The 11,133-nt window shown below is 67.8% G+C and carries 11 protein-coding genes; 1 reads left to right on the forward strand and 10 read right to left on the reverse strand.

Annotated elements, in window-relative coordinates:
• Nucleotides 1–13: 13 nt before the first annotated feature.
• From RCO38_RS11530 to RCO38_RS11555, 6 genes are all read right to left on the reverse strand, one after another.
• On the reverse strand, nucleotides 14–1,057 hold the full coding sequence (locus tag RCO38_RS11530) for a zinc-ribbon and DUF3426 domain-containing protein (RefSeq protein ID WP_308328454.1): 1,044 nt from the start codon (nucleotides 1,055–1,057) through the stop codon (nucleotides 14–16).
• A gap of 48 nt (nucleotides 1,058–1,105) precedes the next feature.
• Nucleotides 1,106–1,990 (reverse strand): 50S ribosomal protein L11 methyltransferase, encoded by an 885-nt coding sequence (gene prmA / locus RCO38_RS11535; protein WP_308328821.1) that lies wholly within the window; start codon nucleotides 1,988–1,990, stop codon nucleotides 1,106–1,108.
• 16 nt (nucleotides 1,991–2,006) lie between these two features.
• A complete protein-coding gene (accC, locus tag RCO38_RS11540; RefSeq protein ID WP_308328455.1) occupies nucleotides 2,007–3,356 on the reverse strand; it encodes an acetyl-CoA carboxylase biotin carboxylase subunit in 1,350 nt (449 codons plus the stop codon).
• Between the two features lie 15 nt (nucleotides 3,357–3,371).
• On the reverse strand, nucleotides 3,372–3,830 hold the full coding sequence (gene accB, locus RCO38_RS11545; RefSeq protein ID WP_308328456.1) for an acetyl-CoA carboxylase biotin carboxyl carrier protein: 459 nt from the start codon (nucleotides 3,828–3,830) through the stop codon (nucleotides 3,372–3,374).
• 245 nt (nucleotides 3,831–4,075) lie between these two features.
• Nucleotides 4,076–4,597 (reverse strand): TlpA family protein disulfide reductase, encoded by a 522-nt coding sequence (locus tag RCO38_RS11550; RefSeq protein WP_308328457.1) that lies wholly within the window; start codon nucleotides 4,595–4,597, stop codon nucleotides 4,076–4,078.
• A complete protein-coding gene (locus tag RCO38_RS11555) occupies nucleotides 4,594–5,223 on the reverse strand; it encodes a hypothetical protein (RefSeq protein WP_308328822.1) in 630 nt (209 codons plus the stop codon). Before RCO38_RS11555 ends, RCO38_RS11550 begins: the two co-directional genes overlap by 4 nt.
• A gap of 38 nt (nucleotides 5,224–5,261) precedes the next feature.
• Here RCO38_RS11555 and mpl point away from each other — a divergent pair, with 38 nt between their 5' ends.
• Nucleotides 5,262–6,740: a UDP-N-acetylmuramate:L-alanyl-gamma-D-glutamyl-meso-diaminopimelate ligase gene (mpl, locus tag RCO38_RS11560; RefSeq protein WP_308328458.1), complete on the forward strand. Its 1,479-nt coding sequence runs from the start codon at nucleotides 5,262–5,264 to the stop codon at nucleotides 6,738–6,740.
• Here mpl and RCO38_RS11565 read toward each other — a convergent pair.
• The 4 genes from RCO38_RS11565 to tldD form a co-directional block, all read right to left on the reverse strand.
• On the reverse strand, nucleotides 6,734–7,054 hold the full coding sequence (locus RCO38_RS11565; RefSeq protein ID WP_308328459.1) for a hypothetical protein: 321 nt from the start codon (nucleotides 7,052–7,054) through the stop codon (nucleotides 6,734–6,736). The genes mpl and RCO38_RS11565 overlap by 7 nt on opposite strands.
• Nucleotides 7,055–7,109: 55 nt before the next feature.
• Nucleotides 7,110–8,114 (reverse strand): hypothetical protein, encoded by a 1,005-nt coding sequence (locus RCO38_RS11570; RefSeq protein WP_308328460.1) that lies wholly within the window; start codon nucleotides 8,112–8,114, stop codon nucleotides 7,110–7,112.
• A 170-nt stretch (nucleotides 8,115–8,284) separates the two neighbouring features.
• Complete coding sequence (locus tag RCO38_RS11575) at nucleotides 8,285–9,412, reverse strand: 3-deoxy-7-phosphoheptulonate synthase (protein WP_308328461.1); 1,128 nt, start codon at nucleotides 9,410–9,412, stop codon at nucleotides 8,285–8,287.
• 223 nt (nucleotides 9,413–9,635) lie between these two features.
• Complete coding sequence (gene tldD / locus RCO38_RS11580) at nucleotides 9,636–11,096, reverse strand: metalloprotease TldD (protein ID WP_308328462.1); 1,461 nt, start codon at nucleotides 11,094–11,096, stop codon at nucleotides 9,636–9,638.
• Nucleotides 11,097–11,133: the final 37 nt, after the last annotated feature.

The raw sequence follows: 11,133 nt of genomic DNA on the forward strand, positions 1-11,133 counted from the left end.
AAGAGAGAATGGATCAGGGATAGAACACCAGGGCCCGGTAGCCCGTCATGGAAGACACGCCACTGTCGGCAATGGACAGCCGCAGGCTCATGGACACGGCACCTTGCGCGGGCAGCACCTCGGGCGCGCCCGGCAGCTCGGCGGGAAGGAACACCCGCCGGGCGATCACGTTGTCCCGGGTGTCGGTCAGGCTCAGTTCGAGCGCCGGCACCGCGAGCGGCAGCGCGGCGCTGTTCTTGAGCACCAGGTCGAAAGAATAGAAGTTGCCCAGCCGGCGCACCAGGTTGGAGCTGTCGATGGACACCGCCTCGATCTGGCGGGCCGCACCGAGGCTGCAGCCCAGCGGCTGGCACAGCGCCGTCAGCCAGGGCGCGGTGAACGGATGTCGCGCAGCGAGCCGGTCCCGCTCGTGCACCGACCACTGCGCCACCAACCCGGCCAACAGCATGAAGGTCACGGCCACCAGGGATATCCGCACACCGCGGGACTGCCAGAAGGCCTTGCGCCGCGCCTGCCGAACGAAGCTGGGCTCCGCCAGCACCGGCACATCGTCCTCATCCTGGACAGACGCCGGCGCCGCCAGTGGTGGCGGTGGCGCTTTCGGCTGCAGAGGTGGCTCCTGGCGCGGCGCAGGCGGCCGGCTCACATCGGCGGCGGGAGCAGCTCCGGCGGGCAGCGGTTCAGGCTCCAGAATTTCTACGGGAACATCCGCCACCTCAATGCCGTCCCTGCCCTCGGCCGCAAACCGGCGCAACTCGTCCGCAAAGCCCTCCTCGGTCAGCGCCGGCCCCGGCGCCAAAGGCGGTGTGGCCGGCGCAGGCCCGGGATGCAGCAACCACTCGCCTTCCCCGTCGTCCTGAGCAGCGGGGGCTGGCGGCACGGAAACGGTCGAGACAGCAGCGGCTGCCACAGCCACCGGCTCCTTCTCAAGGAACAGCGTGGCATCGAACACGTCGGAGCAATGCCCGCAGCGCACCCAACCGTCGGAAATCTTGAGCTGGTCGGGAACGATCCGGAAGGTCGTTCCGCAAGCCGGACAGCGGGTGGTGAAACTCATGCGGGAATTATTGCAGGCGCCTGCGCCAGACCCGGCCGCCGAGGCCCCTCACGCCTTGCGGGCGGTCATGAGAATCCAGCCGTCTTCCTCATCGCCCACGCGCAGGTCGACCCACGGCGCATAGGCCTCGCGCAACTCGTCCTCCTGGCGCGCCAGGATGCCGGCCAGCACCAGGTGACCACCGGCCTTCACGCGTTCGCACAGCAAGGGCGCGAGCACCTTCAGCGGTGTGGCCAGGATGTTGGCCAGCACGACATCGAAGTGCCCGTCGACCACGTCCGGGAGGCCGGTCTGCAGGCGCACCCCATTGGCATCGGCGTTGAGCCGTGTGGACTCGACGGCGGCCGGATCGATGTCGACGGCCACGATGGGCTCGGCACCGAACTTGGCCGCACCAATGGCCAGGATACCCGAGCCGCAACCGTAGTCGAGCACGCGATGACCGCGCGGTGCGTGGGTTGCGATCCAGCGCAGGCACATGCGGGTGGTCGGGTGGGTGCCGGTGCCGAAGGCCAAGCCCGGATCGAGCCGGATCACCTCCTGCGCCGCGGCGGGCGGCTCGTGCCAGGTCGGCACGATCCAAAAGGTCGGCGTGATCTCGACCGGATCGAACTGCGACTGGGTCAGGCGCACCCAGTCCTGGTCCGCCACGGCGCGCACGCCCAGCACCTGCGAGCCCCCGAAGAAGTCCTGTGGCAACAGCAGCGCCGCCGCCTCGCGCGCCGCCGCTTCTTGCGGGAACAGAGCCACCACCCGCGAGCGGTTCCAGCCTTCCTTGGGCGGCGGCATGCCGGGCTCGCCGAAGAGCGCCTGCTCGGCCGGAGTCAGCGCGTCGGCGTCCTCGACCGAGACACTCAGCGCGTCCAGCGCGACCAGCGCATCACCGACCGGCTCCACACCGGCTTCGGGCACCAGCAGCACCAGCTCGTACAGCGAGCCGGCAGACAGGTCAGCGCTCACGCTGCGACAGCCACTCTTCGAGGTAGTGGATGTTGGTGCCGCCGGCCACGAAGCTGGCGTCGACCATCAGCTCGCGGTGCAGCGGAATGTTGGTCTTGATGCCCTCGACCACACACTCCGACAAGGCGGTGCGCATGCGCGCCAGGGCCTGTTCGCGCGTATCGCCGTGCACGATGATCTTGCCGATCATCGAGTCGTAATTGGGCGGCACGAAGTAGTTGGTGTAAGCGTGCGAGTCCACGCGCACACCGGGCCCGCCCGGCATGTGCCAGGTGGTGATGCGCCCGGGCGACGGGGTGAACTTGTAGGCGTCCTCCGCATTGACGCGGCACTCGATGGCGTGGCCCTTGAGTTGGATCTGGCGCTGGGTGAACGGCAGCTTCTCGCCGGCCGCCACCGCGATCTGGGTGCGCACGATGTCGATTCCGGAGATCCACTCGGTCACCGGGTGCTCCACCTGCACGCGGGTGTTCATCTCGATGAAATAGAACTCGCCGTTCTCGTACAGGAATTCAAAGGTGCCCGCACCGCGGTAGCCGATCTTCTTGCAGGCGGCGGCACAGCGGTCGCCGATCTTTTCGATCAGGCGGCGCGGGATGCCCGGGGCCGGCGCTTCCTCGATCACCTTCTGGTGACGCCGCTGCATCGAGCAGTCGCGCTCGCCCAGGTAGACCGCGTTGCGATGCGTGTCGGCGAGCACCTGGATCTCGATGTGACGAGGGTTCTGGAGAAACTTCTCCATGTACACCTCGGGGTTGCCGAAGGCCGCCGCGGCTTCCGCCTTGGTGGTCTGCACCGCATGGATCAGCGCCGCCTCGGTGTGCACCACGCGCATGCCGCGACCACCGCCACCGCCGGCGGCCTTGATGATCACCGGGTAGCCCACCGCCTTGGCGGTCTTCTTGATCACGGCCGGATCGTCGGGCAGCGCCCCTTCGGAACCCGGCACGCAGGGCACGCCGGCCCGGATCATGGCCTGCTTGGCCGACACCTTGTCGCCCATGATGCGGATGGACTCGGGGGTCGGGCCGATGAAGGTGAAGCCGCTGCGCTCGACGCGCTCGGCGAAGTCGGCGTTCTCGGACAGGAAGCCGTAGCCGGGGTGGATCGCTTCCGCGTCGGTCACCTCGGCGGCCGAGATGATGGCCGGCATGTTGAGGTAACTCTGGCCCGACGGGGCCGGGCCGATGCAGACCGCCTCGTCGGCCAGCCGGACGTACTTGGCGTCGCGGTCGGCCTCGGAATAGACCATCACGGCCTTGATGCCCATCTCGCGGCAGGCGCGCTGCACGCGCAGGGCGATTTCGCCGCGATTGGCGATAAGGATTTTCTTGAACATGGGGCGAAGGTCCCCTTATTCGATGACGAACATCGGCTGGCCGTATTCCACCGCCTGACCGTTCTCGACCAGGATCTGCGTGATCGTGCCGCTCTTGTCGGCTTCAATCTCGTTGAGGATCTTCATGGCCTCGACGATGCAGATGGTCTCGCCTTCCTTGATGGTCTGGCCGATTTCCGCGAAGGGCTTGGCGCCTGGGCTGGAGGCACGGTAGAAGGTGCCCACCATGGGCGATTTGACCGTGTGACCGACCGCAGCTGGCGCGGCGACCGGGACCGCAGTAGGAGCGGCCGCCTCAGCCATCGCCTGCACGGCGGGCGCCGCAACCACGGGAGCCGCAACGACCTGGGCCACCGCTGCCGCTGGAGCACTCTTGACGATCCTGACCTTGCCCTCGGCTTCGGTGATTTCCAGCTCGGACACGTTCGACTCGGACACCAGATCGATCAGTGTCTTCAGTTTTCTAAGATCCATGATTTCTCCAACGAATTGCAGTCAAGTTGGCCAAACTTCGCTCATCTTCAACCAAACGAAGCGCCACCGACTTGGCGGGGTGCGCAGTGTACACGAGGCACAATCCACTGGAAATGCCGTTCGTCACACCTGCAGAGGCGGGCCGCTTCGGCCACCAGCCTGCAAACTGTTTCAAGTTCGCGGGACTTTAACCGTTTTTTAATTCAGTTCATAACCGGGAGTTCGCCGCCTGTCCGGTCACCCGGTCAGGCCAGGCTGGCCCACTGCGCCAGCTCTTCGGCACTGACCTTACCGAGCTTGCGGTGCAGCACCGCACCGTCGGCGGCAAACACCACGCTGAAGGGCAAAGCCCCACTCGGATTGCCCAGACTCCGTGCCAGGTCGGTGCCCGCGAAGCCGGCCAGTGCCACCGGGAAGTCCAGCGGCAGCCGCGTCAGAAACCGCGACACCGGCGCCGCCTGGTCCACCGCCAGGCCCAGCACCTGCCATCCGCGGGCCGATTGCGCCCGGTGGAAGGTGTTGATCAGGGGCAGCTCCTCCACACAGGGAGGACACCAGGTGGCCCAGAAGTTCACGAGCAGAGGGCGCCCCCGGAAGCCCGACATCGGCAATAGAGCACCCGACACATCGGGAAAGGCGCTGGCCCAGAACTGGTTTTCCGCATCGCCCAGCACCGGACCGGGCCGCAGCCGCCACCAGGCCACCCCCGCGCCGGCTGCCGCAGCCGCGACACCCAGTCCCCCCATCCACAGGGTTCGCCGGTTCATGCGCGTCCCTCCGGAACACCGGCATCGGACGCCAGCAGGGCCCGCAGATCCTGCGCATCGCCCCGGGGACGCCGCCCTTGCGCGTCCGGCCGCAGGGCGCCGCGCAAGGCGTCGTGATCCATCACCAGCAGGTGCAGCAGCACCCACTGCTCGAGCGGCTCGCAGCGCAGCCTCAGCGTGAGGGCCTCGACCGGCTCGCCATTGGCATCGCTGGCCGCTGTGCCGGGGTGGTACTCGACACGGTGATCCAGCAGCGCCCACTCCGCCGATTTCGGATCGTCGCAGTACAGCTGCACATAGATATCGCTGTGGCGGGTGGCGGTCCCGTGCCAGACCGCTCCGCACAGATGAGGCCTGAACGCGGCCAGCCGCTCCATCCATACCAGGGCCAGTTCCCGCAACGCCCTCAATTCGCCGGGCTGGGTGTCGGCGCAAAAGATCGCAATGTGCTCGCGCACCGCCTCTTCCAGCGTTTGGTTGTCGGGCCAGGGGGTGCGCGAAGGCGGAAGACCGAGCTGCTTGGCCGCGCGCCGCTTGGCCGCCGCGTACTCCAGACCCTCGTCGACCACCAGGCGCGCGGCCACCGAGGCGATCTCGGCGGACGTGTCGGTGCGGAAGCTGTCCATAGGCCGATTGTGCACGGGCACCCCCCTAGAATCGCCGCATGCATATTCATATCCTGGGCATTTGCGGCACATTCATGGGCGGCCTGGCGGCGCTCGCGCGCGAGGCCGGCCACCGCGTCACCGGCTGCGACGCCGGGGTCTACCCGCCGATGAGCGACCAGCTGCGGGCCTTGGGCATCGACCTGATCGAGGGCTTCTCAGCCGACCAGATGGCGCTGGCCCCGGACCTCTATGTGGTCGGCAACGTGGTCAGCCGCGCCCGGCTGGCCGACGGCAGCCCCAAGTTCCCGCTGATGGAAGCCATCCTGGAAGCCGGTGCGCCCTACACCAGCGGCCCCCAGTGGCTGGCCGAACACGTGCTGCAGGGACGCCATGTGCTGGCCGTCGCCGGCACCCACGGCAAGACCACCACCACATCGATGCTGGCCTGGGTACTGGAGGCCAACGGATTGAAGCCCGGCTTCCTGGTGGGCGGCGTGCCGATGAACTTCGGCGTGTCGGCGAGGCTGGGCGGCGCGGCGGCTGTGCGCTCAGCGCAGGTAAAGGAGGAGCCCGCGCAGCGGGCGGGGGACACGGAGCTGAGCGCACAGCCGCTGCGCCACCCCCTGTTTGTCATCGAAGCAGACGAATACGACACTGCGTTTTTCGACAAGCGCAGCAAGTTCGTGCACTACCGCCCACGCACTGCCATCCTGAACAACCTCGAGTTCGACCACGCCGACATCTTCGACAACCTGGCGGCCATCGAGCGGCAGTTCCACCACCTGGTGCGCACCGTGCCCGGCAGCGGCCGGCTGGTGGTCAACGGCCTGGAAGAGAGCCTCGACCGGGTGCTGCACATGGGGCACTGGAGCGAGGTCCGCAGCTTCGGCGCCGCGGTCAGCGACTTCAGCGCGGTCGGCGAACCCCACGCGTTCGACGTGCTGGAGCTCGGCCGGAAGGTGGCCCGCGTGGAGTGGTCCCTCACGGGTGAACACAATCAGCTGAACGCGCTGGCGGCCATTGCGGCCGCCCAGCATGTGGGGGTGCTGCCCGCCGACGCGGCCCGGGCCCTGGGCAGTTTCCAGAACGTGCGCCGGCGCATGGAGGTCCGTGGCACGGTGCCCCGCGACGGCGGGTCGGTCACCGTCTACGACGATTTCGCCCACCACCCCACAGCCATCCGCACCACGCTCGACGGCCTGCGCCGGCGCCTCGGAGCGTCGGGCGGGCGCATTCTGGCGGTGTTCGAGCCGCGCAGCAACACCATGAAGCTGGGCACGATGAAGGCCCAGCTGCCCTGGAGCCTGGAGCCGGCCGACCTGGCGTTCTGCCACTCGGGCGGACTGGACTGGGATGCGCGCGAGGCCCTTGCGCCAATGGGCGCACGCGCGTCGGTCGCACCGACCATCGACGAACTGGTGCAACAGGTGGTGGCAGCCGCCAAGGCGGGCGACCACATCGTCTGCATGAGCAACGGCGGTTTCGGCGGCGTGCACAGCCGCCTGCTCACCGCGCTCGGCCCGACGGCTCAGTAACCGACCGACATCGCGGCCAAGTCGACCGTCACGGCCGGCTTGGCCAACGCGGCGCTGCTCGCACGCGCAAACTCCATCGCCCAGTTTCGGTGCGCCGCCTCGCGGAAGCGGTCCTGCCCGGCCGCCTGCGCCACACTGAGCACCTTGTCCGCCGTCAGCACCTTGCCGGTCAGGCGGATGGGCTCGCAGTCGAACGCCGTGAATTGCTGGTCCAGCCAGGCGCGCGCCTGGTCGTGCGGCATGGGTTGCACCTCTTCAAGGTCGAAGCGGTAGGTGGCGGGCTCGCCCCAGGTCACGGTGACTTGGCTGCGCATGGGATGACTCCTGACGGATGATGATGGACTCTAGGACCCGGAAACCGGGGCCCGCCTATTGTGCGCTCGTCGACACCCGAAGCGGCGAGTGCACCGCCTCCCGCAGGATGCTGGACGGGGCCACCGAATCCGGGTTGTGCTGGCGGGAGGACAGGTCGGTGTCGACATGGTCGAACCGCAGCGCCACGATCGAACGCCGGTTGTCGGCCTCGGCCCTGCGGGCACTGTCCACATCGGTCGTCAGTGCCCCGCCGTGGTACAACGCCGCCAGATGGCGCGCCAGGTCTGGCTCGCCCGACCCGATGCGCTCGCGCAACTGGGCGAACGTGGCGGGCCGGTCCATCAGCTCGCGCATCAGCACCAGGTGGAGCTCATCGAACCAGTGGGCCGGCAGGCGCGGCACCCTGCGCAGGTACAGACGCTGCTCACGGTAGCGGTGGGGCAGCACGTCGCGCCGGGTGCGCACCGCGTAGTTCCACATCACGCGGTGCAGGGGAAGGCGGACGAACGAGGGAGGCACGTCCCGGGACAGTTGTTCTCCATGGGTCCAGTGCGCCATCGCCAGATCAACAGGCCGGGCCGGGATCAGCAGCGCCGCCTGCCAGCGCTGAATGTCGATCACCGCCAGCAGCCGCTCACCTGCAGAGAGATGCACCACGCCGCCCGAGCGCATTTGGTCCATGTGCTCGTGCAGCCGTGCACCCAGGGCGAACTGGGTCCGCAGCGGACGCAGCCAGGCCTCGAAACGCTGCAGGCGCTGCCGCACGCTGCTTTCGCTACCGGCCTCGAAAAACTCGGCCGAGGCGAAACCCTCAGGCAGCGGCGTGGCGAAGGCCAGCGGCCGGTCCACCTCCGCGCGGTTGAGGGTCAGGCGCTCGCCGCTGCCCTGGGGGTGGCGAATCACCAGCTCGTCGCGTCCCAACACGTCCACCGAATCGCCTGCAATCATCCAGGCATCGGCCAGATGCGGATCGCAGGTGCGCCACTCGGGCCAGCCGGCAGGCGCCTGGGCCGCCCATGCCCGCAGGCGCAGGCCCCCCGCCTCGGAAAACCCCAACAATCCCAGACCCAGAACCGGCTGCTCCAAACGCACCCCCTCACGGCTTGCCCACAATGCCCGCGCGGCGCCCACGTTGCGCATCGCACTTGCGAACACATTAGACCATCGTCACCAGAAGCCGGTGCCCCCTTCGCGACGGGATCCCGTGGGCTTTGCCACGAATGACCGGATCAGCGTGAGGAGCGCCGGCGCACCACCGCCTGGGACAGGATGTCGAGCGCTTGTACGGAGTCGTTCCAGCCGAGACAGGCGTCGGTGATGCTCTGGCCATAGGCCAGCTTGGCCACATCGTCTTTGCCTGGCGTGAACTTCTGGGCCCCTGCCTCGATGTGGCTTTCGATCATCACGCCGAACACGCTGCGGCTGCCGCCCGCGATCTGCGCACCGATGTCGCGGGCCACCTCCAGCTGCCTCTCGTGCTGCTTGCTGCTGTTGGCATGGCTGCAGTCGACCATCAGACGCGGCGTCAGCTTGGCGGCTTCCAGTTCCTTGACGGCCGCAGCCACATGGGCCGCGTCGTAGTTGGGTGCCTTGCCGCCGCGCAGGATGACATGGCAGTCCTTGTTGCCATTGGTCTGGACGATGGCCACCTGCCCGTTTTTGTGCACCGACAGGAAGTGGTGACCGCGTGCGGCCGCCTGGATGGCGTCGGTGGCGATCTTGATGTTGCCGTCGGTGCCGTTCTTGAATCCGATGGGAGCCGACAGGCCCGAGGCCAGTTCGCGGTGCACCTGGCTTTCGGTGGTGCGTGCGCCGATGGCCCCCCAGGCGATCAAGTCGCCGATGTACTGCGGGCTGATCACGTCCAGGAACTCGCTGCCCGCCGGCAGACCCTGGCGGTTGATTTCGATCAGCAGCTGGCGCGCGATGCGCAGACCTTCGTCGATGCGGTAGCTCTCGTCGAGGTACGGGTCGTTGATCAGGCCCTTCCAGCCCACCGTGGTGCGCGGCTTCTCGAAATAGACACGCATCACGATTTCCAGCGTGTCGGCGTACTTCTCCCGCAGCGGCTTGAGGCGGCGGGCGTAGTCCAGCGCGGCGGCCGGGTCGTGGATGGAGCAGGGGCCGATGATGACCAGCAGGCGGTCGTCCTTGCCGTGCAGGATGTCGTGGATGCGGCTGCGGGTCTGCTTGATCAGGCCCTCCACCGGCGTGCCGGCGATGGGGAAGAAACGGATGAGGTGTTCGGGCGGCGGAAGCACGGTGATGTCCTTGATGCGCTGGTCGTCGGTCTGGCTGGTCTTGTCGGCAGGCCGCGCATACCAGGCATCGCTGGCGGCAGTGGTCTTGGCGTTCATCGAAGGCTCCTCGCAGGGTTGGAAAGTGAAGGGATGAAAAAAAACCGCCGGGCTGTAGGCCCGGCGGTTTCGGAGGTTTTGGGTTGCTTGGCGCGCTTACACCCTTGCCTCTCGTCCGCCGGGGACAGAGAACCAAAAGTAAAAGCCGAAAAAGATGGCTGCGCGGGTTTGCATGGCCGCAGACTGTATCACAGCGGTTTTGACAGCCGTCTTACAAGCCGGGTCAGGCCGTTCCCCCCACGGTGAGGCCGTCGATGCGCAGGGTGGGCTGACCGACCCCCACCGGAACGCTCTGGCCTTCCTTGCCACAGGTGCCGACGCCGCTGTCCAGGCGCATGTCGTTGCCGATCATGCTGATCTTCTTGAGCGACTCGGGGCCGCTGCCGACCAGCGTCGCGCCCTTGACGGGGTATTGGATCTTGCCGTTTTCGACCCAGTAGGCCTGGCTGGCGGAAAACACGAACTTGCCGCTGGTGATGTCGACCTGGCCACCGCCGAAGTTGGTGGCGTAGAGCCCCTTTTTGATGCTGGCCACAATTTCGTCCGGGCTCTTGTCGCCGCCCAGCATGTAGGTGTTGGTCATGCGGGGCATGGGCACGTGGGCGTAGCTCTCGCGGCGGCCGTTGCCGGTGGGCTTGACGCCCATCAGGCGCGCATTCATCGCGTCCTGGATGTAGCCCTTGAGGATTCCGTCCTCGATCAGCACGTTCTTCTGCGTGGTGTGGCCTTCGTCGTCCACGTTGAGCGAACCGCGGCGGTCGGCGATGGTGCCGTCGTCGAGCACCGTCACGCCCTTGGCCGCCACGCGCTGTCCGATGCGGCCGCTGAAGGCGCTGGAACCCTTGCGGTTGAAGTCTCCCTCCAGCCCGTGGCCCACGGCCTCGTGCAGCAGCACGCCGGGCCAGCCCGGGCCAAGCACCACGGTCATCTCGCCGGCGGGGGCCGGCCGGGCCTCAAGGTTGGTGAGGGCCGAGGACACCGCCTCTTCCACATAGCTGTCGACGGTCGCGTCGTCGAAGTAGGCGAGGCCGAAACGGCCGCCGCCGCCCGAGGTGCCCATCTCGCGCCGGCCGTTCTGTTCGGCAATCACGGTCACCGACAGCCGCACCAGCGGCCGCACGTCGGCGGCCACCGTGCCGTCGGCGCGGGCGATCAGCACCACGTCGTGCTCGGCGGCCAGACCGGCCATGACCTGCACCACGCGCGGGTCGCGCGCCTTGGCCAGCTTCTCCACCTTTTCGAGCAGGGCGATCTTGGCCGCGCTGTCGAGCGTGCCGATCGGGTCGAGCCCCGGGTAGAGCGAACGCGACTTCGAGGCCTTGGGGGCCGGCACGCGGACCTTGCGGCTCTGGCCCTGGCCGGAGATCGAGCGCACCGTGTGCGCCGCATCCAGCAGCGAATCCCAGGACAGGTCGTCGGAGTAGGCGAAGGCGGTCTTCTCGCCGCTGACGGCGCGCACGCCCACGCCCTGGTCGATGCTGAAGCTGCCGGTCTTGACGATGCCCTCTTCGAGGCTCCAGCCTTCGCTGCGCGTGGTCTGGAAGTAGAGGTCGGCGTCGTCGACGCCGTGCGAGGTCATCTCGCCCAGCGCGCGCTGCAGGTGGGACATGCTCAGGCCGTAGGGGGTGAGCAGGAGGCTTTCGGCGGTGGCCAGTCGGGCCAGGGTAGGTTCGCGGGCGATCATGGGCACGATTGTAGGAAGCCGGGCGCTGCGGCGCCGA

This window comes from Hydrogenophaga pseudoflava (assembly GCF_031020795.1).
GTDB classification, from domain to species: Bacteria; Pseudomonadota; Gammaproteobacteria; order Burkholderiales; family Burkholderiaceae_C; genus Hydrogenophaga; species Hydrogenophaga pseudoflava_A.

Coding starts and splice junctions, on each gene's coding strand:
- RCO38_RS11575 (WP_308328461.1), bottom strand. CDS start 9,412: ATGAACGCCAAGACCACTGCCGCCAGCGATGCCTGGTATGCGCGGCCT.
- RCO38_RS11555 (WP_308328822.1), bottom strand. CDS start 5,223: ATGGACAGCTTCCGCACCGACACGTCCGCCGAGATCGCCTCGGTGGCC.
- tldD (WP_308328462.1), bottom strand. CDS start 11,096: ATGATCGCCCGCGAACCTACCCTGGCCCGACTGGCCACCGCCGAAAGC.
- accC (WP_308328455.1), bottom strand. CDS start 3,356: ATGTTCAAGAAAATCCTTATCGCCAATCGCGGCGAAATCGCCCTGCGC.
- RCO38_RS11565 (WP_308328459.1), bottom strand. CDS start 7,054: ATGCGCAGCCAAGTCACCGTGACCTGGGGCGAGCCCGCCACCTACCGC.
- RCO38_RS11530 (WP_308328454.1), bottom strand. CDS start 1,057: ATGAGTTTCACCACCCGCTGTCCGGCTTGCGGAACGACCTTCCGGATC.
- accB (WP_308328456.1), bottom strand. CDS start 3,830: ATGGATCTTAGAAAACTGAAGACACTGATCGATCTGGTGTCCGAGTCG.
- mpl (WP_308328458.1), top strand. CDS start 5,262: ATGCATATTCATATCCTGGGCATTTGCGGCACATTCATGGGCGGCCTG.
- RCO38_RS11550 (WP_308328457.1), bottom strand. CDS start 4,597: ATGAACCGGCGAACCCTGTGGATGGGGGGACTGGGTGTCGCGGCTGCG.